General features: G+C 58.6%; 25 protein-coding genes. 16 read left to right on the top strand and 9 right to left on the bottom strand.

The genetic code is table 11. The features are described from left to right. Positions 1–43: 43 nt before the first annotated feature. Positions 44–469, bottom strand: a complete 426-nt coding sequence (locus VDP81_RS01305; protein ID WP_322994790.1) for a VOC family protein — start codon at positions 467–469, stop codon at positions 44–46. 148 nt (positions 470–617) lie between these two features. Between VDP81_RS01305 and VDP81_RS01300 the strand changes: the two genes are divergently transcribed. Together VDP81_RS01300 and VDP81_RS01295 are read left to right on the top strand one after the other, a co-directional pair. Beyond that, positions 618–1,112: an acyl-CoA thioesterase domain-containing protein gene (locus VDP81_RS01300; protein ID WP_323011315.1), complete on the top strand. Its 495-nt coding sequence runs from the start codon at positions 618–620 to the stop codon at positions 1,110–1,112. Positions 1,113–1,137: 25 nt separating this feature from the next. Further along, a complete protein-coding gene (locus tag VDP81_RS01295; RefSeq protein ID WP_323011314.1) occupies positions 1,138–1,431 on the top strand; it encodes a hypothetical protein in 294 nt (97 codons plus the stop codon). A gap of 1 nt (position 1,432) precedes the next feature. On the opposite strand, the gene VDP81_RS01290 is transcribed toward VDP81_RS01295, so the two are convergent. The 3 genes from VDP81_RS01290 to VDP81_RS01280 all read right to left on the bottom strand — a co-directional run bounded on the left by VDP81_RS01290 (position 1,433) and on the right by VDP81_RS01280 (position 3,719). Then, positions 1,433–2,350, bottom strand: coding sequence for a DMT family transporter (locus VDP81_RS01290; RefSeq protein WP_322994792.1), 918 nt, complete (start codon positions 2,348–2,350; stop codon positions 1,433–1,435). Positions 2,351–2,416: 66 nt separating this feature from the next. After that, on the bottom strand, positions 2,417–3,091 hold the full coding sequence (locus VDP81_RS01285; RefSeq protein ID WP_322994793.1) for a helix-turn-helix domain-containing protein: 675 nt from the start codon (positions 3,089–3,091) through the stop codon (positions 2,417–2,419). 13 nt (positions 3,092–3,104) lie between these two features. After that, a complete protein-coding gene (locus tag VDP81_RS01280; RefSeq protein ID WP_322994794.1) occupies positions 3,105–3,719 on the bottom strand; it encodes an ATP-binding cassette domain-containing protein in 615 nt (204 codons plus the stop codon). A gap of 55 nt (positions 3,720–3,774) precedes the next feature. On the opposite strand from VDP81_RS01280, the gene VDP81_RS01275 reads away from it, so the two are divergent. Beyond that, positions 3,775–4,233 carry a DUF2501 domain-containing protein gene (locus tag VDP81_RS01275; protein ID WP_322994795.1) on the top strand — a complete coding sequence of 153 codons (459 nt, stop codon included), beginning with the start codon at positions 3,775–3,777 and terminating at the stop codon, positions 4,231–4,233. Between the two features lie 65 nt (positions 4,234–4,298). On the opposite strand, the gene VDP81_RS01270 is transcribed toward VDP81_RS01275, so the two are convergent. Then, positions 4,299–5,612, bottom strand: coding sequence for a short-chain fatty acid transporter (locus VDP81_RS01270; protein ID WP_323011313.1), 1,314 nt, complete (start codon positions 5,610–5,612; stop codon positions 4,299–4,301). Between the two features lie 118 nt (positions 5,613–5,730). Between VDP81_RS01270 and VDP81_RS01265 the strand changes: the two genes are divergently transcribed. Next, entirely contained in the window at positions 5,731–6,192 is a 462-nt protein-coding gene (locus VDP81_RS01265; RefSeq protein ID WP_322994797.1) for an isoprenylcysteine carboxylmethyltransferase family protein, read from the top strand. Between the two features lie 13 nt (positions 6,193–6,205). Here the strand turns inward: VDP81_RS01265 and VDP81_RS01260 are convergent, their stop codons facing one another. Beyond that, complete coding sequence (locus VDP81_RS01260; protein ID WP_323011312.1) at positions 6,206–6,991, bottom strand: IclR family transcriptional regulator; 786 nt, start codon at positions 6,989–6,991, stop codon at positions 6,206–6,208. 106 nt (positions 6,992–7,097) lie between these two features. Between VDP81_RS01260 and gabD the strand changes: the two genes are divergently transcribed. Then, positions 7,098–8,552, top strand: coding sequence for an NADP-dependent succinate-semialdehyde dehydrogenase (gabD, locus tag VDP81_RS01255; protein WP_323011311.1), 1,455 nt, complete (start codon positions 7,098–7,100; stop codon positions 8,550–8,552). 7 nt (positions 8,553–8,559) lie between these two features. Here the strand turns inward: gabD and hpaR are convergent, their stop codons facing one another. Beyond that, entirely contained in the window at positions 8,560–9,015 is a 456-nt protein-coding gene (gene hpaR, locus VDP81_RS01250) for a homoprotocatechuate degradation operon regulator HpaR (protein WP_322994800.1), read from the bottom strand. A 143-nt stretch (positions 9,016–9,158) separates the two neighbouring features. On the opposite strand from hpaR, the gene VDP81_RS01245 reads away from it, so the two are divergent. The 10 genes from VDP81_RS01245 to VDP81_RS01200 all read left to right on the top strand — a co-directional run bounded on the left by VDP81_RS01245 (position 9,159) and on the right by VDP81_RS01200 (position 18,042). Continuing rightward, the gene (locus VDP81_RS01245; RefSeq protein ID WP_322994801.1) at positions 9,159–10,172 is read left to right on the top strand and encodes a TRAP transporter substrate-binding protein; all 1,014 of its coding nucleotides are present in this window, start codon (positions 9,159–9,161) and stop codon (positions 10,170–10,172) included. Between the two features lie 66 nt (positions 10,173–10,238). Beyond that, positions 10,239–10,751, top strand: coding sequence for a TRAP transporter small permease (locus tag VDP81_RS01240; RefSeq protein WP_322994802.1), 513 nt, complete (start codon positions 10,239–10,241; stop codon positions 10,749–10,751). Continuing rightward, positions 10,748–12,073, top strand: a complete 1,326-nt coding sequence (locus VDP81_RS01235; protein ID WP_322994803.1) for a TRAP transporter large permease — start codon at positions 10,748–10,750, stop codon at positions 12,071–12,073. The genes VDP81_RS01240 and VDP81_RS01235 overlap by 4 nt, the downstream gene beginning before the upstream one ends. A 37-nt stretch (positions 12,074–12,110) precedes the next feature. Further along, positions 12,111–12,773, top strand: coding sequence for a fumarylacetoacetate hydrolase family protein (locus VDP81_RS01230; protein ID WP_322994804.1), 663 nt, complete (start codon positions 12,111–12,113; stop codon positions 12,771–12,773). Further along, positions 12,770–13,531 carry a fumarylacetoacetate hydrolase family protein gene (locus tag VDP81_RS01225; RefSeq protein WP_322994805.1) on the top strand — a complete coding sequence of 254 codons (762 nt, stop codon included), beginning with the start codon at positions 12,770–12,772 and terminating at the stop codon, positions 13,529–13,531. The genes VDP81_RS01230 and VDP81_RS01225 overlap by 4 nt, the downstream gene beginning before the upstream one ends. Before the next feature lie 23 nt (positions 13,532–13,554). After that, a complete protein-coding gene (gene hpaE, locus VDP81_RS01220) occupies positions 13,555–15,009 on the top strand; it encodes a 5-carboxymethyl-2-hydroxymuconate semialdehyde dehydrogenase (protein ID WP_322994806.1) in 1,455 nt (484 codons plus the stop codon). Positions 15,010–15,053: 44 nt separating this feature from the next. Next, positions 15,054–15,902, top strand: coding sequence for a 3,4-dihydroxyphenylacetate 2,3-dioxygenase (gene hpaD / locus VDP81_RS01215; RefSeq protein WP_322994807.1), 849 nt, complete (start codon positions 15,054–15,056; stop codon positions 15,900–15,902). Positions 15,903–15,998: 96 nt separating this feature from the next. Further along, positions 15,999–16,385, top strand: coding sequence for a 5-carboxymethyl-2-hydroxymuconate Delta-isomerase (locus tag VDP81_RS01210; RefSeq protein ID WP_322994808.1), 387 nt, complete (start codon positions 15,999–16,001; stop codon positions 16,383–16,385). Beyond that, positions 16,372–17,226 carry a 2-oxo-hept-4-ene-1,7-dioate hydratase gene (hpaH, locus tag VDP81_RS01205; protein WP_322994809.1) on the top strand — a complete coding sequence of 285 codons (855 nt, stop codon included), beginning with the start codon at positions 16,372–16,374 and terminating at the stop codon, positions 17,224–17,226. Before VDP81_RS01210 ends, hpaH begins: the two co-directional genes overlap by 14 nt. A gap of 15 nt (positions 17,227–17,241) precedes the next feature. Continuing rightward, on the top strand, positions 17,242–18,042 hold the full coding sequence (locus VDP81_RS01200; protein ID WP_322994810.1) for an aldolase/citrate lyase family protein: 801 nt from the start codon (positions 17,242–17,244) through the stop codon (positions 18,040–18,042). Between the two features lie 5 nt (positions 18,043–18,047). Here the strand turns inward: VDP81_RS01200 and VDP81_RS01195 are convergent, their stop codons facing one another. Together VDP81_RS01195 and VDP81_RS01190 are read right to left on the bottom strand one after the other, a co-directional pair. Further along, positions 18,048–18,947 carry a DMT family transporter gene (locus VDP81_RS01195; protein ID WP_323011310.1) on the bottom strand — a complete coding sequence of 300 codons (900 nt, stop codon included), beginning with the start codon at positions 18,945–18,947 and terminating at the stop codon, positions 18,048–18,050. A 538-nt stretch (positions 18,948–19,485) separates the two neighbouring features. Further along, a complete protein-coding gene (locus VDP81_RS01190) occupies positions 19,486–21,096 on the bottom strand; it encodes a methyl-accepting chemotaxis protein (protein ID WP_323011309.1) in 1,611 nt (536 codons plus the stop codon). Between the two features lie 338 nt (positions 21,097–21,434). On the opposite strand from VDP81_RS01190, the gene VDP81_RS01185 reads away from it, so the two are divergent. Then, positions 21,435–21,935 carry an SRPBCC family protein gene (locus tag VDP81_RS01185; RefSeq protein WP_322994813.1) on the top strand — a complete coding sequence of 167 codons (501 nt, stop codon included), beginning with the start codon at positions 21,435–21,437 and terminating at the stop codon, positions 21,933–21,935. Positions 21,936–21,975: the final 40 nt, after the last annotated feature.

Raw genomic sequence — 21,975 nt, 5'->3', positions numbered from 1 at the left:
GGACACCGTGGCGCTGTGGCCGTCGGCGCCGCACGCGGACGGCTTATTTGGCAAACAGCTGGCCGATGTCCTTGAAAGCCTTGAACTCCAAGGCATTGCCACAGGGGTCCAGCAAGAACATGGTGGCTTGTTCACCGACCTGGCCTTGGAAACGGATATAGGGTTCGATGACGAATTTCGTACCCAATGAGTTCAAGCGCTGGGCCAGGGCTTCCCATTGATCCCAGGGCAGCACCACGCCGAAATGCGGCACCGGCACGGCATGGCCGTCCACCGGGTTGGTGTGGGCGTGTTCCTGGGCGGCGGTGATGGGATGTTCGTGAATCACCAGTTGGTGGCCGTAAAAATCAAAATCCACCCACTGGGTGTCGGAACGGCCTTCGGTCAAGCCGAATACCTCGCCATAGAAGTGGCGGGCGGCAGGCAGATCGTGGACGGGAATGGCCAGGTGAAACGGGGCAAGAGACATGATGGTTTCCTGTGATGAAGGGCAGGATTTGCCGCTATGCTTATCATACCCATGATGCTTATAACCGTGTCGGTGGCCGGGTAATTGCCTTGCCCTTGCGTCAAGCATTTACACTGCTGCCAGCTAACGTAAGGATGTATCAGCCGCTATGCCTATTGCCACCAATCTCCATATGGGCCATGACAACACGGCCTATCCAGACGCTTATTATGTGCGTCAGAACAAAGACCAGTTTGTTTCTACCTTGCACTCCCAAGGGGCCTGGCAGCCGGGCGAACAGCATCTGGCGCCTGCTGCCGGGCTGCTGCTGGCCGAGATCGAGCGCCGTCTGCCCAGCGACAAGCTGATTTCCCGGGTGACCTTCGATGTGTTGGGGGTGATCCATTCCGGCCCGTTTACGGTAGATGTCCAGGTGGTGCGTCCAGGCCGTTCCATTGAGCTGGTCGAGGCCCGCATGTGCCATGGCGATCAGGTCAGCGTGCATGCGCGCGTCTGGCGCTTGTCGGCCAGCGACACAACATCCGTGGAGGGCCTGGAATGGAATCCCCTGCCGCCGCCGGAATCCCTGCATCCCCTGACTTTTTCAAGCATCTGGGATGGGGGCTTTATTGCGACCCTGGAGGCCCGTCGGGGGGGGGGATAACAGGGCGGGGCGGGGCCAGTCCTGGTTGCGCACGACGACGCCCCTGGTGGCTGGCGAGGTCGACCCCCCGGTGGCTCACTTTCTTAAACTCGTCGATACAGCCAATGGCCTGGCGGTACGCCAGCAGCCTGATCGGGTGTTCTTTGCCAATGTCGATCTGACTGTGCACTTCATCCGTCAGCCCGTGGCCGGTTGGGTGGGTTTTGACACCCGAGTAAGCTTTGGCCCCACTGGATTGGGTGAGACTTTCTCGGTGCTGAGCGATATCCATGGGCCTGTGGGGACCGCCGCCCAGAGTCTGACGCTGCGCTTGCGTTAATTCATCGGGTTTCCGCCCGGATCACGATTCCCAGGCCCGCCAGCAGGGCCGCCAGGCCGACATAGGCCAGGGCGTCCGGGCGCTCGCCCACCACAGCGATCGCCAGCAAAAAGGCGGTGACTGGTTCCATCAAGGCCAGGGACACCCCGCTGGCGGCGCTGATGCTGCGCAAGCCCGTGGTAAACAGCAAATAGGCGATGCCGGTGGCCGCGACGCCCAGGAAACCCACGACCAGCCAGCCTGACAGGGTGATTTGCAAGGCGCCGGCCTGCAGCCCCGCCGCCGGCAGAGCCAGCAGCGCGCCCACAGAAAACACCCCCAGAGTCGTTACGGCGGGAGAGGCATGCTGTACCAGCTGTTTATTCAGCAGGGCATACAGGGCATATGTCAGGCCAGAAGTCAGGCACAGCAGGATGCCGATCGGGTCGGACTGCATGCCGGTGCTGCGGCCCAGGACCAACAGCACTCCCCCAGCCACAGCAATCAGCGTGCCCAGCCACCAATGTCCTGCTGGACGCGTGCCCGTGACCGCCTGCAGCAGCCCCGCCCAGATCGGGCCGCTACCCAGCGCCAGCGCCGTGCCCACCGCCACGCCGGTGATTTTGACACCGGCAAAGAACGTCAGGTTATAGCCCGCCATGCAGGCGCCTGCGCAGATGGCTTGTTTCCATTGGAATTCAGAGAGTTCGCAGCGCAGTTGGGCCGGTCCCAGCAGCCAGGTTGCATAGGCCAGGAAAAACAGGGCGGCGACCAGCAGGCGCAGCGCGCCTACCCAGTAAGGCGAAAGCGTGTCTGGCGAAAAGCTCTGGGCTGTGCCGGTGGTGCCCCAGAGTATGCCTGCACCCAGCACCAGCAGCACGCCGGATAGGGGGGAGGCCAAGCGGGCGTGGGCGGCAGTCGATTTTGGGATGGTGTTCATGGCACGATGATGCCATCTGGAGGGTGCTCAAATGATAGAGAAACGCGCATGGTGAGCCGGGCGTGTTCAGTGGATGGGCAGGCGCAAGCGTCGGGCGCTGGTCTCCAGGTCGCGCCGCAGCGCGTAAGCCAGCGCACTGGCCGAGCGGTAGCCTACCTGGGCGGCGCAGGCTTCCAGGCTGATGCCTTGGGTGATCAGGCGAGTGGCCCGCTGCAAGCGCATGGCCCGCAGATAATGCCCTGGCGTCTGGCCGGTCAGTTCCAGCAGCCGGGCTCGAAATCGTGGCACGCTGAGGTGAAACATCTCCGCCATCCGGGTGGTATTCCACGGCTGGTGCAGGGATTGGGCCAGAGTCGTATCCAGCTGGTTCAAGTCCAGCCCTCGGCGAGACGACAATACGGTGGGCAGGCCCAGCAGCAAGTTCAGCTGATCCTGGGCATTGCCGTATTCGTTCATTTGACGGCAAGCCGGGCTTAGGGCAAATCGGCGCAGTTTATCCAGGCCTGCTGATTCAGGCGCATCGATGACCAGGATGCGGGTACCCGCCTGGGCTTGATAGGCGTGTCTGGCCCCGGCAGGGATGATCAGACCGCAGGAGGAATCCGTAAAAGAAGCCCGCCCATTGATGTCGAGTTCCATGCGCCCGTTCAGTGGCACCATGATCTGCACATGATCGTGCTCGTGGGCATGGGCCTGGCCATCATAGTGACGCAACGAAGTGACAGGGCTCAGTAATGGCATGGCGGGTTTAGGTCTAATGCAGCTCCGCTATCCCGATAGTACGGGCGCCGCAGGCCTCTACCAGCGCTCGGTCGTGGCTGGCAAACAGCACGACGCGGTCCTGGGACCAGCGCTGAAACTGTTTGGCCAAGGCAATCCGCGCCTGGGTGTCCAGGCCGTTGCTGGGGCCGTCGGCCACGATGACGGCCGGGTTGCCCAGTGCGGCTGCTGTCAGGTGGACTTTGCGGCGTGTGCCCGTGGACATTTGTTCGAAGCGCTTGTCCAGATGGGGCTCCAGCCCCAATCGGTAAGCCAGGTCCAGCACCGCATCGTCCAGTGTGGTGTTTTTGCGGACGGCGAGTTCCTGCAACAGGCCGCGCCCTGTCTGGGCGGGCGATGTCAGGTCATTATCCGGGATGTAGGCCAGGCGAGCTTGGGCCTGTTCAGGGGTATCGGCCATGGAATGCCCGTCGATCCAGACGTGGCCCGCATCTGGCCGGATCACACCGGCGATTACGCCCAGTAGCGTGGATTTGCCGGTGCTGTCTTCTTCGCACAGCGCCACGCATCCGGGGGGAAAAGTGTGATTCAGCCCCTGAAAGACCATTAGGTCGCCATAGTGTTTGGTGAGATTGTCGATACGTAGCATCCAAGCAGTGTATCAAGCTATTCTTAGAGAGTATTCAATGATGCGGGAGTCATCCATGTATAAGACATTGTGTTCCACGGTTTTGGCTTCGGCCTGCTTATTGGCCTTTGCCGCCCCTGCCGGGGCTGCCGGTATCGCAGACCTTGTCAAGGACCAGGCCATTGGCAGTTTGGGCGGAGGCACATCGTCTTCGGCCGCATCAGGCTTGGGCAGTGTGGGGTCGGCCCTGGGCTTGCCCAGCATCGGTGGCGGGACAGCCAGCAATGTGGCCGGTATCTTGCAATATTGTGTCCAAAAAAAATACCTGGGCGGCACGAGTGCCGCCAGCGTCAAGGATAAGCTGCTGGAGCAAGCCGGGGTGACCCAGAAAAAACCGGATACGGGCTATCAGCAAGGTCTGAGCGGCTTGCTGTCGGGCAGCGACGGCTCGTCCTTTGATATGAATAAGCTAACAGGCGATCTGAAAAACAAAGCCTGCGATTATGTGCTGGATAATGCATCCAGCCTGATTTGACCGAATCTGGGAATTTTCGCGTCAATCGTAGCAAAGCCGCCTGAGGCGGCTTTGCTGTTTTTACCTTACAGCCAGGTCAGGCCGATGGAGATCAATATGCCGGAGACAAACAGCTGAATCAGGCAAAATCCCATGATGTCCTTGGCCTTCAAGCCGGCAATGGCCAGCACGGGCAACGCCCAAAAAGGCTGCAGCATATTCGTCCAGGCATCGCCCCAGGCCACGGCCATGGCGATGCGGGGTATATCGGCCCCCAGTGCCTGGGCGGCTGCAATCACCACGGGGCTTTGGACGGCCCATTGCCCGCCGCCTGACGGGACAAAGATATTCACCAGGCCGGCGCTCATGAAGGTCCAGAAGGGCAGGCTTGCGGCAGTGGAAAACGAGACAAACCATTCCGACAGGCTGGCGGCCAGGCCGGAATCGATCATGATAGCCATGATGCCGGCATAAAACGGAAATTGAATCACAATACCCGCGCCGCCCTTGATGGCTTCGTCCAGACTTTTCAGCATCCGCCGCGGGGTGCCGTGCAAAATAATGGCCAGAATCAGGAACGAGAAATTAATCACGTTCAGGTTGAGGCTGGCCCCCCGGACGATGTAGTAGTCGAACATATAGGCCAGGCCGGCGGCACCGATTAGCCAGGCAATGAGGCGGCTGTTTTCCAGGCGGTCGGCGGGGCGGTCGTGCGTTTGCGACAGATCGACGGGGGCTTCCTCCAGCAGGGCAGGGTCGACATAGACGCTTTCCTTGTCAGAGGGCAGCATCAGGCGATTGACCAGCGGCACCGCGATGAACAGAGCCACCACAATGGCCAGGTTGTAGACTGAAAAAATGGTGTCGGAGGTGGGGATGATGCCGATTTTATCGGCGGCAAAATGCCCCGGTGTGGCGATGGTCAGCGGGATGGACCCGGCCAGCCCGCCGTGCCACACCAGAAACCCGGAATATGCGCTGGCGACCAGCAGGCGATAATCCACGCGCACTTGGCGGGCCAGCTCTTTGGCGAACAGGGCGCCGACCACCAGGCCAAAGCCCCAGTTGATCCAACTGGCGACCAGAGAAACCAGGGTAACCAGAATAATGGCGCTGCCCGGCGAGCTTGCCAGACGGGCCAGGGCCGACAGCCAGCGCTTGACCAGAGGCGTGCTGGCCAGCATGTGGCCGGTCAGCAGCACCAGCAGCATCTGCATGGCAAAGGTCAGCAGTCCCCAAAAGCCGTTGCCCCACCAGGTAATGACCTCCATGGGAGTGCGCTGTTCGCCGATGACGGCGGCCAGTGCGGCTACTATGGTCAGCAGCAAGACAAAAATATAAGGATCTGGCAGATAGCGCTCTACCAGGCGGACGGATCCACGGGTAATCATTCTGAACATATTATTAATCCTGAAAACATTGGTGGTTTCATAGGGTTTAATGATGATAGTCTGAAAACCAATTCGATACTTTTTAAGGGCCTTGCGCCCTCTGGTTTGTATACAAACGGGAATAAGCATGAACCGACTTGAGTTACGCATTCCTCCCCCCGCCATCATGTTGGTGGCTGGCGGCATTATGTGGTTGTTGTCTGCATCGTTTCCGGGACTTGCTGTGTCCTGGGATTTCAGTCTGATTGTGGCTGTTGCCTTGGCCTTGCTGGGCGTGGTGGTCAGCCTGGCAGGGATGGCTATATTCAGGCGCAGCGGAACGACTGCCGACCCCAGGCAGCCTGCGCAAGCATCCGCGCTGGTCGTGTCGGGCATTTATGGCTATAGCCGCAATCCCATGTACCTGGGGATATTGCTGATTTTGGTCGGCTGGGCGGTTTTTTTGGGCAACCCGCTATCGGTGTTGCTGCTTGTTGCTTTTGTCTGCTACATCACCCGCTATCAGATTGTTCCCGAAGAACGGCTGTTGCAGGAAAAATTCGCCGATGAATTTTCTGCCTATAAAACCAAGGTTCGCCGCTGGTTGTAGCGTGTCCCTGGTCCTATATCTGATTTTGTCGGCCCCCCAAGCGTTCCGACAGGCGATTGGCCAGTTTGCGCATGGCCTGCCCAGCGTGCTCTTGCAAGGCGGTGTCCGCCGTGCCTGCAGGGATGCTGACGGCCACACCGGCCACGGCTTCGGGGTGCAGAGAATCGAATACCGGGGCACCAAAGCAATCCATGCCTTTGTGTACGCCCTCGTGATCCACGGAATACCCACGCTGCCGGGTTTGTTGCAATTCTTCCAGCAGCTGGTCCAGCATGAAGGGGGAAGTTCCGTCCGATGCGGATTCTGTCGAAGCAGACCCCGGCGCATATAGGGCGCGGATGCGTTGGCTGGGCAAAGTGCTGAGCATGGCCAGCCCCGTGGCTGTGCGTGCAGCGGGCAGGCGCATGCCGGTGCGAAATGTAAACCCCAGGGGCCGATGGCCGTTGCGACAGGCGATATAGACGATTTCTTGTCCATCGCGGATGGATAGGGTAATGGTGTCTTCAGGCAGGACGCGCATATCGTCCCAGGATGCAAAAAATTCCTGAGTGATGTCGATGCGGGCCAGAAAGGCATGCGCCCACATCATGACATGCGGCCCCAGGGTCATGGTGCCGCTATTCAGGCGCGTGATCAGGTTTTGCTGTTCCAGGGTGGCGCATAGGCCATGCAGGCTGCTTTTGGGCAGGCCCAGGGTGCGCGCCATGTCAGCCAGGGACAAGGGGCCGTCGGATCGTGCGATCAGATCCAGGATGGCGGTGGCGCGGACGACGGCGGGGGCAGCAGGTTTTTCTTTCATGGGAATATGCATTGACGTCAGGCGATCTGATCATTAACATCCTATATGTTCATTATACAGAATATCGTTCGATATATCGAACGCCATAAACTTGGAGGAACTCCTCATGTTGCCTTTGAAAAATCCTGACCTGCTGCGCCAACAATGTTATGTCGACGGGCTATGGTGCGATGCTGATAGCGGGCAGTCGGTCAATGTCACCAATCCGGCTACTGGGGCGGTGATTGGCTCCGTCCCGAAAATGGGAGCGGGCGAGGCCCGCCGCGCCATCGAGGCGGCCAGCCGATCCTGGGCGCAGTGGCGTGGCCTGACAGCAAAACAGCGTGCTGTGATTTTGCGCCGCTGGTTTGAACTGATGATTGCCCACACCGAAGACCTGGCCATCATCATGACTGCCGAACAGGGCAAGCCCCTGGCTGAATCGCGTGGCGAGATCGCTTACGCTGCGTCGTATCTGGAATGGTATGCCGAAGAAGGCAAGCGTGCTTATGGCGATATTATTCCTTCGTCCTGGGCCGATAAGCGCATTGTGGTCACCAAAGAACCCATCGGGGTATGTGCGGCTATCACGCCCTGGAATTTTCCCTCGTCGATGATTACCCGCAAGGCCGGGGCCGCACTGGCAGCCGGTTGTCCGATTGTGGTGAAGCCTGCAACCCAGACGCCCTATTCAGCCTTGGCCCTGGCCGTGCTGGCGGCAGAAGCCGGGGTGCCTGCCGGGGTGTTTTCAGTCGTGACGGGGTCGGCCCCCGCCATTGGCGGTGAAATGACCAGCAACGAACTGGTGCGCAAGGTCACCTTTACCGGCTCCACCGAAATCGGTCGCCTCCTGATGGAGCAAAGCGCCTCCTCCGTGAAGAAAGTCTCCATGGAACTGGGGGGCAACGCGCCTTTCATCGTGTTTGAGGATGCGGATCTGGATGCTGCCGTCGAGGGTGCCATGGCCAGCAAATACCGCAATTCTGGCCAAACCTGCGTGTGTGCCAATCGTTTTTATGTACACGACAAGGTTTACGATGCTTTCAGCCAGAAGCTCGTGGCCGCCGTGCAGCAACTGAAGGTTGGCAATGGCCTGGAAGATGGCACGACGCAGGGGCCGTTGATCGATCTGGCCGCGGTCGAAAAAATCCAGGAACATATCGCTGATGTTCTGGACAAGGGCGGGCGGGTTCTGACCGGCGGCAAGCCTCATGCTTTGGGTTTTTCCTTTTTCGAGCCCACCGTCGTGGTCGGCGCCACGCCCGACATGAAGGTCGCCCGCGAAGAAACGTTCGGGCCGCTGGCGCCCCTGTTTCGTTTCTCGTCGGACGAGGAAGTCATCCAGATGGCCAATGACACGGAATTTGGCCTCGCAGCCTATTTCTTCAGTCGCGATATTGGCCGCGTCTGGCGGGTGGGAGAAGCCTTGGAATATGGCATGGTAGGCATTAATACCGGCATTATTTCCAACGAAGCCGCACCCTTTGGCGGGGTCAAGCAGTCGGGTGTGGGCCGCGAGGGCTCACACTACGGCCTGGACGACTATCTGGTTGTCAAATACCTGTGCATGGGCGGGATTTAATCCGGTCTTATGGCAGTTTCACGCTGGGTACCTGGTCTAACGGGGTGCCCAGCAATTGATCGATCTGGGCGTAGGTCTGGTTGATGATGTCTTGACCAATAGTCTCTTCAATCAGCCGGTATTGGGCCTCGACCAAGGGGGCGATCTTGGCCACCAGCGCTCGGCTGTCGGGCGTCTGGCTGATGATGATCCGCCGGTGATCATAGGTGGCGCGTTCTCGCGTGATCAGCCCCATGGTCTGCAGGCGCCCCAGTACTCCCACCATGCTGGGGCTCAGGATCTGACAGGCTTGACATAGCTGATTGGGCTCCATTTCGCCCTGTTCGTGCAGGGTGCGCAAAATCCGCCACTGCTGCTCCGTCAGGCCGTAATGCGTCAGGATCACGCGGAAATGACACAACAGGGCCTCGCGTGCCTTAAGCAATAACTGAGGAAGGTTGCGGTGGGTGATATTGGCTGCCATAGAGGGTTTTCCTGTACTTGACTGACTAATATGTTAGCTATAATATGCCTATATAGGTAATATATTAGTAAATAAATTTTATTGTAAACCTGCTTGTACTCAACGGCGCACCGCCTTAGTACGTCACTACCCGGAGAAGACACATGAAAAAACTATTTCTGTCTGCGGCCCTGGCGGCTGCCTTTATTGCCCCTGCTTCCGCTGCCGAAGTCACGCTAAAGATAGCGCATTTTCTGCCATCGGCCGCGCCGGCCCAGAGGCTCGTCATGGAGCCTTGGTGTGCCGACCTGAACCAGGCTTCGAATGGCCGTATCGAGTGCCAATTCTATCCCGCCATGCAGCTGGGCGGCACGCCGGGTCAGTTGGCTGACCAGGCTCTGCGCGGTGTGGCAGATATCGTCTGGACCGCACCAGGCTATTCGGCGGGGCGTTTTCCGGTCATCGAAGCCATGGAACTGCCCTTCGTCGTGCGTAATGCTACCTCGGGCAGCAAGGCCGCCTGGACATTCCTGCAGAAGTACGCCCAAGACGAATTTTCCAAATACCATGTGCTCGGCATTCACGTTGATGGCGGGGTCGCGTTGCATACCGCCAACCGCGAGATCAAAGGCCTGAACGACATCAAGGGCCTGAAGCTGCGCACCCCCACGCGCATGGCCTCGAAGACTTTGGCAGCGCTGGGTGGCGAACCCGTTTCGATGCCGCCGGGCCAGGTCACTGAAGCGATTGCCAAGGGTGTCGTGGATGGGGCCATGGGCGCCTGGGAAGTCGTCATGCCCACCAAGCTGGACGAGGTCACCAAATACCATACCCAGCCTGCTGCAGGGGAAACCTATCCATCCGCTACGGTACTGATCATGTTGATGAACAAGGAAAAGTACGAAAGCCTGCCTGCTGATCTGAAACAGATCGTCGACGAGCGCAGTGGCTTGCCTTTGGTTGAGCGCTTTGGTTTTGTCTTTGACGACATTGCCGCCAAGACCCGTGCCCGCGTCGAAGCATCCGGTGGTCAGGTGATCGACATCAGCGAAACCGACCTCAGCGCCATGAAGAATGCCGCTCGTCCGGTTGACCAGGAATGGCGTGCGGAAATGGACAAAAAGGGCCTGAATGGCACCGAGCTGTCCGACGCTGCCCGCGCCTTGGCACGCGAATAATTCGGAGAGGCCTGAGCCATGGATTACACCGGAACGGAATTAGCCCGGAGCAGCAGAGGATGGGCGGTGCTAAGCCGTACGGCCACGGCTCTGGCCCTGGTCGGCGGGATCTTATTTATCCTGCTGGTCATTATGTCGCTTGTGTCCATTATTGGTCGCAAGCTGGGCTTTGGCTCCATCATGGGTGACGTCGAACTCATGCAAGTGGGTACCGCCGTCGCTGCCGCTGCCTTCTTCCCTTATTGCACCTTGGTTGGTGACCATTTACGGGTTGATATTTTTACCGAGAAGCTTTCATCCGCCACCAAGGGGGTGATGGATGCCTTCTGCGAGGGTCTGTTGGGGGCGGTCGTGCTGCTGTTGGCCTGGCGCACGACCTTGTCGGCGATTCACCTGAAAGAAACAGGTGACTACACCACCTTGTTGGCCGTGCCGCTCTGGATTCCAGTGGCCCTGCTGGTGCCCAGCTTGCTGCTGACGGTGGCTTGTTGCGCCTGGCGGGTGCGGGCTGCATTGGGTTGGTCGCGCTATCTGGGCCGCAAAGAACAAATGGCTGTTGATCACGGGGTGAGCAAATGAGCGGTACATTAATTGGGCTCGTCGGCTTTGGTGGCCTGCTGGTATTGCTGGTATTGCGGGTGCAGATTGCGGTCGCGATGCTGCTGGCAGGTGCCGGTATTTATATCGTCGCCAGCGGGGGCATGCTCGCTGGCTTGATGTTCACCCTGAATGACCTGGTCTATGCCCGTTTGTCCAACTACGATCTGGCGGTGGTGCCGCTGTTTATCTTGATGGGGCAATTCGCCACGCATGGTGGCCTGTCCAAGGCACTGTTCGACGCGGCTGGCAAGATGATCGGACATTGGCGCGGCGGCATGGCCATGGCCTCGGTGGCCGCGTGCGCGTCCTTCGGCGCTATCTGCGGGTCGTCTTTGGCGACTGCGGCTACCATGGGTCAGGTGGCCCTGCCGGAACTGCGCTCTCGCGGGTACTCTGGGCGTCTGGCTACCGGCACGCTGGCAGCCAGCGGGACGCTGGGTATCATGATTCCGCCATCCGTGCCGCTGATCATCTATGCGGTGCTGACCCAGGATTCCATTGGCCGCCTGTTCATGGCTGCCGTCATTCCAGGCATTCTGGCGGCCCTGGGGTATCTGATCGTCATCCGCATTCTGGTCAGCCGCAACCCGGAATCCGGTCCCGTTGGGGACAAGGCACCGGTGGGTGAGGCCCTGAAGGCCCTGGTTCGTGTGATTCCGATTCTGCTGGTCTTTTTGGTGGTTGTGGTCGGTATTTACGGCGGTTGGGCCAATCCCACCGAAGCAGCCTCTATCGGGGCGGGCGCCTGCGGCCTGATTGCCTTGTTCGGCGGAATGGGCTGGACCGGCACTCGCGCCAGCCTGCTGGGTACGGCCCGGGTCACCGGCATGATCTTTATGGTGCTGATTGGTGCCGATCTGCTGAATTCGTCCTTGGCCCTGTCGCAAATGCCCACCGAACTCGCCGATTGGGTCGTCGGCAGCGGCATGTCGCCCATGGTGGTGCTGTTTGTCATTCTGTTCATTTATATTCTGCTGGGCTGCGTCATGGATTCTTTGGCCATGATTCTGCTGACCATCCCTATCTTCTATCCCATGATCATGGGCCTGGATTTCTTCGGCCTGTCGGCCGCTGATAAATCTGTCTGGTTCGGGATCATGACCTTGATGGTGGTCGAAATCGGTCTGGTGACGCCGCCTGTCGGCATGAACCTGTACATCATCAATAAATTGGCCAAGGATGTCTCCATGAAGGAAACGGCGCTGGGCGTCATGCCTTTCCTGGCATCCGATTTTCTGCGCATTATTGTGCTGGCCCTGTTCCCCAGCATCTCGCTGTGGCTGATCCACGTGCTGGGCTAGGCGCTTGCCTGATCCCGCACACTAACCTGCCTATGTGATGACTACACAATTGATACTTGCTCCGGGTGCCGCTGTTTACGGCACCATCATGAACGACCAGGAGAGCCTTGTGCGCCTGGGCGATGCCGCCGGCCAGCCTCCTTACAAAGGCCTGCCCGCCGCACCTGTCCTGTATGTTAAGCCGCGCAATACCTGGGCGGGGCAGGGGGTTGCTGTTGGTTTGCCTGCCGGTGAAACGCAGGTCGAGGTCGGCGCCGTGCTGGGTCTGCGGATGGGGCGCGATGCCGCACGCCTATCGGCACAATCGGCACTGGACGCGGTGGACGCCTGCATTCTGGCGGCGGATCTCAGCTTGCCGCATGATAGTTACTATCGTCCGGCCATCCGTCAGAAAAGCTTCGACCTGTCCTTGCCCATGACGCTATTGCCTGCACAGGCCCTGTCACAGCTGGATTCCCTGGTGCTGAATACCTGCATCGATGGCCAGCCGCAGGTGTCGCGCGCCTTGGCTGGGCTGCTGCGTTCGCCCGCCCAGTTGCTGGCCGATGTCACTGAGTTCATGACTCTGCGTCAGGGCGATGTGCTGCTGTTGGGGGTGGTTTATCAGTCGCCGCTGGCAGCCCTCGGCTCGTCAGTGCAAATCCAGGCCGATGGCCTGGCCACCCTGGAATTCACCATTACCCAAGAGGCCCGCGCATGAAACACGCACGTATCGCCTGGCAAGGTGCCATCCATCGTGTCATTGTTCAGGATGACCAGACTTTGCGCCTGGCCGATGGCCGCGTGGCGCCCGAATCCGAGGTCGTCTGGCTGCCGCCAGTCGAGATCGGCACGGCCTTTGCGCTGGGTCTGAACTATGCGGATCATGCCGCTGAACTGTCCTTTAAAGCACCCGAGATTCCCTTGGTGTTTTTGAAGGGGCCCAATACTTTTGTGGGCCATCGCGCGGTCACGCGGCGCCCCGAAGGTGTGGCCAGCATGCATTATGAATGCGAACTCGCGGTCATTATCGGCCGTGGCGGCAAGCATATCCGCCGTGAAGACGCCTATGATCATATTGCAGGCTATGCAGTCGCCAATGACTACGCGATCCGGGATTATCTCGAAAACTGGTACCGGCCTAATCTGCGCGTCAAGAACCGCGATAACTGTACACCCATTGGTCCTTGGATGATTGATCGCGACGATGTGCCCGACCCCATGGCATTGGGTTTGCGCACGCGCATCAACGGCAAGACCGTGCAGCAGGGCACCACGGCCGACATGATTTTCGATATCCCGTTTTTGATTGAATATCTATCCGAATTCATGACTTTGTCGCCAGGTGACGTGATCCTGACCGGCACCCCCGAGGGTCTGGCCGAGACCATGCCGGGCGATGTGGTCGAAACCGAAATCGATTCGGTGGGCTGCCTGGTCAACACCATCGTCGGCGATGCCGGATATTTTTCTGAATAACGCATTTTTTGGAGTCGTCAGCCATGATCAAGCATCTGATTAACGGGCGCGAAGTCGAAAGCGCCCAGGTATTTGAAACTGTCAACCCCGCCACGGGCGAGGTGTTGGCCGAAGTCGCTCGCGGTGGGGCCGCCGAGGTCGAGGCAGCCGTTCAGGCCGCCAAAGACGCTTTTCCGGCCTGGGCGGCACGCTCTACGGGTGATCGAGCAGCTATTTTGCACCGCCTGGGCGAACTCATCACCCGGGATGTGCCCGAACTGGCCCACCTGGAAACCCAGGACACCGGCCAGGTCATCGGCCAGACCGGCAAGGCCCTGGTGCCGCGTTCCGCGAATAACTTCCATTTCTTTGCCGAGCAGATCAAGCGACTGGACGGCGACAGCTACCCCTCCGATACCGGCCACCTGAACGTCACCATGTGGCAGCCGGTCGGGGTGTGTGCCCTGATTTCCCCGTGGAACGTCCCCTTCATGACGGCTACCTGGAAGCTGGCTCCGTGCCTGGCCTTCGGCAATACCGCCGTCATGAAAATGAGCGAGCTCTCGCCGCTGACCGTGGATCGCCTGGGTCAGTTGGCCCTGGAGGCCGGCGTGCCCCCGGGCGTGTTCAATATTGTGCATGGCTATGGCGCCGAAACCGGCGAGCCGCTGGTGTCGCATCCCGATGTGCGGGCGGTGTCGTTCACCGGTTCTACCGTAACAGGCACGCGCATCGTGAAATCCGCCGGCCTGAAGAAATTCTCCATGGAGCTCGGCGGCAAGTCGCCCTTCATCATTTTTGATGATGCCGACTATGATCGGGCCCTGGACGCCGCCATTTTCATGATCTTTTCAAATAACGGCGAACGCTGCACGGCGGGCAGCCGCATCCTGATCCAGCGCGGCATCTATGACCGGTTCCAGGCGGATTTCGCGGCCCGCGCCCAACGTCTGCAGGTGGGCGATCCACTCGACCCCAAGACCATTATCGGCCCCATGATCTCCCCCGATCATTTGCGCAAAGTCACCGGTTATATCCAGGCAGGTCAACGCGAAGGCGCCCGCCTGCTGTGCGGCGGCGGCACGCCAAATGTCGGGGCAGCCTTCCAGGGCGGCAATTGGGTCCAGCCCACCGTCTTTGCCGATGTGGACAACAAAATGAGCATCGCCCAGGACGAGATCTTCGGTCCGGTGGCGTGCCTGATTCCCTTCGATGACGAAGCGCATGCGCTGCGGATTGCCAATGACACGCCCTACGGCTTGTCTTCCTATCTGTGGACAGAAAGCACGGGCCGTGCGCTGCGGGTATCGCGCGACCTGGAAGCCGGCATGGTATTTGTCAACAGCCAGAACGTGCGCGACCTGCGTCAGCCCTTCGGAGGCGTCAAGGCCTCGGGGACTGGGCGTGAAGGTGGTCATTACAGTTACGAAGTGTTCTGCGAGGCTAAGAACATCTGTATCTCGTATGGGGATCATCCGATCCCTCGCTGGGGCGTGTAGTCCCCGGCTAATCATGCCTCATCATCCTACCTACGGAGGAACAAATGGGTAAACTTGCTCTCGCCGCAAAAATCACTCATGTGCCGTCCATGTATATTTCCGAGCTGGACGGCCCGCATAAGGGTTGCCGCCAAGCCGCGATCGATGGTCACAAGGAAATCGGACGCCGCTGCCGCGAACTGGGTGTGGACACCATTGTGGTGTTCGATACTCACTGGCTGGTCAATTCCGGCTATCACATCAATAGCGCCCCGAACTTCAAGGGCGTGTATACCAGTAATGAACTGCCGCATTTCATTGCCAATATGCCGTACGACTACAACGGCAATCCGGCTTTGGGCAAACTACTGGCCGACGCCGGTACGGCTGCGGGCGTACGCACCCGGGCGCATGACAGCACCACCCTCGAAATCGAGTATGGCACCCTGGTGCCCATGCGCTACATGAACGAGGACAAGCACTTCAAAGTCGTCTCGGTATCGGCGATGTGCGCAGTGCACGATCTGAATGATTCGGCCAAGCTCGGTGCCGCGATGCGTCGCGCCGTCGAAGAACAATACGATGGCACCGTGGCGTTTTTTGCCAGCGGATCGCTATCGCATCGTTTTGCCCAGAATGGCGTGGCCGAAGACTATCTGTTCAAGCTCTGGAGCCCGTTCCTGGAAACCATGGATCAGGCAGTCATCGAGATGTGGAAAAACGGCGAATGGGCGAAGTTCTGCGAAATGCTGCCCGAATACGCCGATAAATGCCATGGCGAAGGCAATATGCATGATACGGCCATGTTGCTGGGGGCCTTGGGCTGGGACAAGTACCAGGGTAAGGCTGAAATTGTCACCCCGTATTTTGGGAGTTCGGGAACAGGCCAGATCAACGTCGTTCTGCCCGTCTGACGTGATCTGACCTGTAATACTTGCCAGCTTATTATATTAAGCTTAAAGCGCTGCCCGCAAGGGCAGTGCCCGTCCACCTGATTCTGGTAGTTAACCATGGCACATCTGATCTTTGAATATTCGGCGAATCTTGCTGCCGATGGCGATATTCCCGGCCTGTTGCGTAAGGCCAATCATGTTCTTATCGACAGCGGTCTGTTTCCTGTTGGAGGCATCCGTTCTCGCGCCCTGCGTCTGGATGAGTACTGTGTGGCCGATGGCGATCATGACGATGCTTTTGTGCATGCCACGGTCAAGATCGGTGCCGGGCGCAGTCCGCAGGCCGTCAAAGACACGGCCAATGCATTGTTCGACATGATGAAGCAGCACTTTGCCGTTCAGTTCGATCAGCGCTACCTGGCGCTATCGCTCGAACTATCCGAATTCCCCGAGGCGGGAACCCTCAAGCACAACAATATCCATAAACGCTATGCAAAAAAATGAATCTGCCGCAGGAGACATCAAACGAGATGCGGGCCGTAGCCTGTCACAGGCCGCGATCGAGCAGCAGGCTGCAGCCCTGCACGCCGCTGAACGCGCCCGTCAACAGGTGCGCGCGCCGTCGCTGACCCATCCAGGCATCACCATCGACGATGCCTATGCCATCCAAAGCGAAGGCATACGCTTGAAACTGGCTGAAGGCCGCACCATCGTGGGTCGCAAGATCGGCTTGACATCGCGCGCCATGCAGCGATCTTCACAGATCGACGAGCCCGACTATGGCATTTTGCTGGATGACATGGTCTATGAAAACGGCCAGGATATTCCATTCGATCGTTTTATCCAGCCCATGCTGGAAGTCGAACTCGTTTTTCACTTGACCAGCGATCTGGCAGGGGCGGACGTCACTTTGTTTGATGTGTTGGATGCCACCGATTACATCATGCCAGCTGTCGAAATCATCGATGCCCGCTGCCATCGTGTCGACCCTGACTCCGGCCGCCCACGCCTGGTGATGGACACGATTTCCGATAATGCGGCCGATGCGGGCATTGTGCTGGGCGGTCGTCCCATTCGGCCCATGGATATCGATTTGCGCTGGGCATCGGCCCTGATGTCGCGTAATGGCGTGATCGAGGAAACCGGGGTGGCCGCCGGGGTGCTGAATCACCCGGCCAACGGTATTGTCTGGCTGGCCCGCAAGCTCGCTCCCCATGGAGCGGGCCTCAAGGCCGGCCAGCTGATTCTGGCAGGTTCGTTCACCCGGCCTGTCGCCATCCGCCCGGGCGATACTTTCCATGTTGACTACGGCCCTCTGGGCAGTATTTCAAACCGCTATATCTAATCCTGAGGAACCCGCATGTCCGCTATTCACAATCGCTTCAAGGCTGCTCTGACACAAGCAGGCGCCCCCCGTATCGGCCTGTTCATGGGTCTGGGTGATCCTTATTGCGCTGAACTGCTGGCGGGCACGGGCTTTGACTGGCTGCTGATTGATGCCGAACACGGCCCCAACGATATCCGTACCGTACTGGGGCAGTTGCAGGCCTTGCACGGCTATCCCACGGATGCAGTGACCCGTATCGTCAATCATGATCCGGCCCTGATCAAGCAAATGCTGGATATCGGTGCCCAGACGCTGCTGGTGCCCATGGTGGATACGGCCGATCAGGCGCGGGCCATTGTGCAGGCCACCCGCTACCCGCCTCACGGTATCCGGGGGGTGGGTTCGGCCCTGGCGCGTGCGGCGCACTGGAATGGCATTCCGGGTTACTTACAACAGGCGAATGATGAAATCTGTCTGATCGTCCAGGCCGAGTCACATGCCGCCCTGGCGTCGCTGGACGAAATCCTGACGGTGGACGGCGTCGATGCGGTGTTCATCGGGCCATCGGATCTGGCGGCGTCCATGGGGCATATCGGCCAGCCTGACCATCCTGAGGTTCGCGCGGCTGTGCTGGACGCCATTGGGCGAGTGTCCCGTAGCGGCAAGGCCGCTGGCGTGTTTGCCACCAAGCTCGATACTGCCCAGGTCTTTGCCCAGGCCGGTGCCCGTTTTATCGCGGTGGGCACCGACACCTTATTGTTGCGCCAATCCGCTGTGGGTTTGGTCAAGGCCTTTCACGAGGGTGCGAATCAGGCCACCGGGGCGGGTTACTAGGGACCCTAGGGCTTGGCGCGCCGACGGCGGGAGGCACGTGCTTCCCGCAGGGCAATATAGACACCGCTGCCGGCAATCAGCAAGACCCCCAGATACGCCAGCAAATCGGGTATTTCATCCCAGAAAAGCCAACCCAGTACAGCGGCCCAAAGCAGGCCGCTGTAGTCAAATGGGGCGACCACCGATGCAGGCGCCACCCGGAAAGCCTGGGTGATCAAGCCCAGCCCCAAGGTGCTGCATAGGGCGATCGCCAGAAAAAACGGCAGATGAGCCCATTGGATGGGTTCCCAGAACCATGGAATCAGCAATACGCTAAATACCAGTTGACCAACGACGATATACAGCGTGGTGGTCAACATCCCTTCGGCGGGGCCGATGGCGCGTGCAGTCATCATCATGGCCCCATATAGCAGCGCTGTCATCAAGGGAAACAGCGCTGCGGGCTGGAAGCTGTCTGCGCCTGGACGCACGATCAGCAAAACTCCTAAAAACCCGATCAATACGGCCACCCAGCGGTGCCTGTCGACCGTTTCCTTCAGAATGAAAACCGACAGTACCGTGACAAATAAAGGGGCCGCAAATGCTACGGCGGTATTTTCCGCCAGTGGCAGGTACATCAGCCCGGTGTAAAAACAGGCCGCCGCAGCGATGTTGATGGCGCCCCGCAGCAGATGTATTGGCAGATAACGGCTGCGCAGCGCCTGCTGGCCCGCCAAGGCGGTGACTACGCCCATGATAATCGGCAGGGCAATCAGGGCCCGGAGAAACAGGATTTGTATGGGGGGATAGGCTGCAGTCAGCCATTTGGCAAAGGCGTCACTCAGCGTCAGTGCCAGTACTCCAGTGAGGATGAATGCGATGCCAATGACAGGGTTCTGGGGCCGAGTTGATGGTGCTTCAGGCACAGCGCAGGGATTTCCTTGTTGGGGATTCAGTGAGTCGGGGGTGGTGAGGATACTCGCACGCCTTCCGAGAAAGAAGGGACATGCATTGTATAGTCAATGGCGGGATGAGGAGCGGGAAATATTTGAGTCTTCATATAAAATGAAATAAATAAAAACACTATGATTTATAGATTAGCCCTGCCGTTAACTCGGTTTAAGCCAAATGAAATCCAAAATACATGTTCTCTACTAGGCAGAGCGATGAATCCTGGCTAGTCAAATCCAGGAAATTTGGATGGATTTCTCTAAAAGCATTATTTCAAACGAGGGTTCGGATCGCGTTGCATCCGCTTGGTTTCGGGACGAAAGCCCAGTTCAGGATCAGCCCCCGGCCCCTGATGCAGCGCAGCCGAGGTCTGTGCCGGCCGCAGTATCTTTACTGGCTGAAATCCAGCAGGCTCGACAAATCTGCCAGGCTGCCAGCTTTGCAGCACTGGAAGTTCGAGGATCTGGATCAATACCGGATGTCAGGGGCCTGAGTACGATCCTATCGCTTTTGTCAAGCCAGCAACCGGGTGCTTCTTGGCTCAAGGCCAGGACGTCCGATCTGGCGCGTTTCCAGTGATTTTGTGCGGATCTGGGTGGCTTGATTGAGCACCTGAATCTGATCATCCACACTTTGCACTGTGGTGGCGAATTCCTCGGACATGCTGGCGTTCGATGTGGTGACCTGATTCAGGTCTTCCAGAGACTTCAGGATGCTGTTGGTCTCGTGGATCTGTTGGGCCTCGGCTTCGGATATTTTGGCCAGCAGGTTTTCAATCTGGGTGTTTTGCGTACGCATTTCCGCCGAGGCTTCGACGGTGCGATTGGCCTGGATGGTGCTGGCGCCTGCCAAATCAATGATTTCCTTGATGATGGCAGAGATTTCCTTGGCTGATGCGGCGCTGCGCTGGGCCAGTGCCCGTACCTCGGCTGCGACGACGGCGAAACCCCGACCGGACTCTCCGGCGCGGGCGGCTTCCACGGCGGCATTCAGTGCCAGAATATTGGTTTGGAATGCGATGGAGTCAATGATACTGACGATGCCGCCGATGCGCTGGCCCGCCTCGTCCATTTGTTGAATTTGTTGGGCGGTATTCTGAGCCAGTTCGCCCAGGTTTGCCGCAGAGGCATCCGCCTGTTTTGCCAACAGGGTGACCTGATTCAGGCTGTCGCCATTTTTGGTGATGACTTCGGTGTTCTCATTGATCAACTGGTAGATTTCTTCCAGGCGCTGGGCGGCGGTAACCGAGTGATCGCTCAGGGCCTGACTGCCACCCGTGATTTCGTTCACGGCATAACCCAGTTGGGTGATCAGATGGCTGGCATCGTCGACAAACGATCGCGCATTGAAATTAGCCTGTATCAGTGCCTGCTGGATACGCGTGAACTCATCTGCCCCGCCCAAGAGATTATCGGTAGAGAGCTTCTGGCCAATGGCTGCCTGGGCGGCCAATGCCAGCACGGATTGGCTACGCTGCACAAACCGCCTGTCTACGTACAGGTTCATGATGATTGCGCCTAGCCAGACTGGCAGAACGGCCTTGGCCCAGAGCATATCTTGCAGTCCCATCGCCCAAGCCATGGCACCCCAGCCCAGGCACGCTGCTGCTGTGGTGGTCCACAATCTGGAGCGCAGTCCCAAGCCCTGTAAGCGGTCGTATAGCCCCCGCACACCGGTGCGGATCAAGTAGCTGCGCCGAAAATGCGCTTTGGGACGGCCATCCTTATAACTATCATAGAGGCTTTGGGCTTCAGCGACCTGGGCACGAGATGGCTTGGTGCGAACCGAGATATAGCCGACCTTTTTGCCATCCTGGAAGATCGGCGCGACATTGGCCCGTACCCAGTAGAAGTCGCCATCCTTGCAGCGATTTTTCAGCATGCCGGTCCAGAAACGGTCTTGCTTGAGTTCCTTCCAGAGGTCATTGTAGGCAGCCTCGGGCACATCCGGGTGGCGGATCATATTGTGCGGTTGCCCGACCATTTCGGTGGGCAGGTACTTACACACACGGGCGAATGAGGCATTGACGTAGGTGATCTTGCCTTTGAGATCGGTGGCGGACATCAGAATTTCGGTGTCCGCGTAGTCGTTCTCATTCTGGGTGACGGGATGATTTTTGCGCATAGATAAACCGAATGCCTTTTGCTCTATTATGCATATAAGGAATAATACGAGCGACTAATTAAACTGAATTGGATAGGAAAAACAGACAAATGCTTTGTTTTTATTGGTGTTTCTTGTAGTCTAATCTGAAGATATTAGTGATCATATATGCAATGATCGCATTCAGCAATGAAATCTAATTGGGCGTGGAGGATGCTGATTTGTTTTCTTGATCTATCTTAAGAAAAGCACGACTGCATCCCGCATTGAGTTGAAAACACAACAGACTGGTTAAACTTGACGGTGCTTGGCGCGCTGGTTTGCGACAGCGATCTTGTTATTTTCCAGAGGTTCCACACATGAGCGATATCGAATTTCAACCAGGTATTCTTCAACGCATCCCTCAAGGCTTTCAGGGGCAGCTGCAGCGCCATTACGCCCATGCCCCAGAAGCGGTCTGGTCCATGCTGACCGAACCCGCCCAGATGGCCAAATGGCTGGCGCCCGGCACGATCGAGCTGCGCCGGGGTGGGGCGGTGCGTATTGATTTTGCCGACAGCGGGGTTGTTATCGACAGCACAGTGACCGATCTGGCCCCCCAGCGCGTGCTGGAATATTCCTGGAGCAGCGACCAGCAGCCGGACCGGCCCTTGCGCTGGGAACTCGCCCCAGAGACAGGCGGGACCCGCCTGTCTCTGATCGTCCGCGTGCCCGCTGACGAGGACGCCGCCAAGGCCTGCGCAGGCTTCGAGGGCCATCTGGACATGCTGGCTGCCGCCCTCGAAGATGTCCCCGTCCGCTTCCCTCTGGATCTTTACCTGCAGGCGCGCAAGCACTACCAAGCGCTGCTGGACGCATAGCCTGCTGGCAACAGTTCTGAATTGCTGGCATTCTATCGTG

This window comes from Castellaniella sp. (assembly GCF_034675845.1).
Taxonomy (GTDB): Bacteria; Pseudomonadota; Gammaproteobacteria; order Burkholderiales; family Burkholderiaceae_B; genus Castellaniella.
The sequence above is the reverse complement of the archived record's forward strand: the minus strand, read 5'-3'. Positions and strand labels throughout refer to the sequence as shown.

What these genes read in the sequence shown, in the direction of transcription:
- VDP81_RS01305 (WP_322994790.1), bottom strand. Translation starts at nt 469, where the DNA reads ATGTCTCTTGCCCCGTTTCACCTGGCCATTCCCGTCCACGATCTGCCT.
- VDP81_RS01300 (WP_323011315.1), top strand. Translation starts at nt 618, where the DNA reads ATGCCTATTGCCACCAATCTCCATATGGGCCATGACAACACGGCCTAT.
- VDP81_RS01290 (WP_322994792.1), bottom strand. Translation starts at nt 2,350, where the DNA reads ATGAACACCATCCCAAAATCGACTGCCGCCCACGCCCGCTTGGCCTCC.
- VDP81_RS01285 (WP_322994793.1), bottom strand. Translation starts at nt 3,091, where the DNA reads ATGCCATTACTGAGCCCTGTCACTTCGTTGCGTCACTATGATGGCCAG.
- VDP81_RS01280 (WP_322994794.1), bottom strand. Translation starts at nt 3,719, where the DNA reads ATGCTACGTATCGACAATCTCACCAAACACTATGGCGACCTAATGGTC.
- VDP81_RS01275 (WP_322994795.1), top strand. Translation starts at nt 3,775, where the DNA reads ATGTATAAGACATTGTGTTCCACGGTTTTGGCTTCGGCCTGCTTATTG.
- VDP81_RS01270 (WP_323011313.1), bottom strand. Translation starts at nt 5,612, where the DNA reads ATGTTCAGAATGATTACCCGTGGATCCGTCCGCCTGGTAGAGCGCTAT.
- VDP81_RS01265 (WP_322994797.1), top strand. Translation starts at nt 5,731, where the DNA reads ATGAACCGACTTGAGTTACGCATTCCTCCCCCCGCCATCATGTTGGTG.
- VDP81_RS01260 (WP_323011312.1), bottom strand. Translation starts at nt 6,991, where the DNA reads ATGAAAGAAAAACCTGCTGCCCCCGCCGTCGTCCGCGCCACCGCCATC.
- gabD (WP_323011311.1), top strand. Translation starts at nt 7,098, where the DNA reads ATGTTGCCTTTGAAAAATCCTGACCTGCTGCGCCAACAATGTTATGTC.
- hpaR (WP_322994800.1), bottom strand. Translation starts at nt 9,015, where the DNA reads ATGGCAGCCAATATCACCCACCGCAACCTTCCTCAGTTATTGCTTAAG.
- VDP81_RS01245 (WP_322994801.1), top strand. Translation starts at nt 9,159, where the DNA reads ATGAAAAAACTATTTCTGTCTGCGGCCCTGGCGGCTGCCTTTATTGCC.
- VDP81_RS01235 (WP_322994803.1), top strand. Translation starts at nt 10,748, where the DNA reads ATGAGCGGTACATTAATTGGGCTCGTCGGCTTTGGTGGCCTGCTGGTA.
- VDP81_RS01230 (WP_322994804.1), top strand. Translation starts at nt 12,111, where the DNA reads ATGACTACACAATTGATACTTGCTCCGGGTGCCGCTGTTTACGGCACC.
- VDP81_RS01225 (WP_322994805.1), top strand. Translation starts at nt 12,770, where the DNA reads ATGAAACACGCACGTATCGCCTGGCAAGGTGCCATCCATCGTGTCATT.
- hpaE (WP_322994806.1), top strand. Translation starts at nt 13,555, where the DNA reads ATGATCAAGCATCTGATTAACGGGCGCGAAGTCGAAAGCGCCCAGGTA.
- hpaD (WP_322994807.1), top strand. Translation starts at nt 15,054, where the DNA reads ATGGGTAAACTTGCTCTCGCCGCAAAAATCACTCATGTGCCGTCCATG.
- VDP81_RS01210 (WP_322994808.1), top strand. Translation starts at nt 15,999, where the DNA reads ATGGCACATCTGATCTTTGAATATTCGGCGAATCTTGCTGCCGATGGC.
- hpaH (WP_322994809.1), top strand. Translation starts at nt 16,372, where the DNA reads ATGCAAAAAAATGAATCTGCCGCAGGAGACATCAAACGAGATGCGGGC.
- VDP81_RS01200 (WP_322994810.1), top strand. Translation starts at nt 17,242, where the DNA reads ATGTCCGCTATTCACAATCGCTTCAAGGCTGCTCTGACACAAGCAGGC.
- VDP81_RS01190 (WP_323011309.1), bottom strand. Translation starts at nt 21,096, where the DNA reads ATGCGCAAAAATCATCCCGTCACCCAGAATGAGAACGACTACGCGGAC.
- VDP81_RS01185 (WP_322994813.1), top strand. Translation starts at nt 21,435, where the DNA reads ATGAGCGATATCGAATTTCAACCAGGTATTCTTCAACGCATCCCTCAA.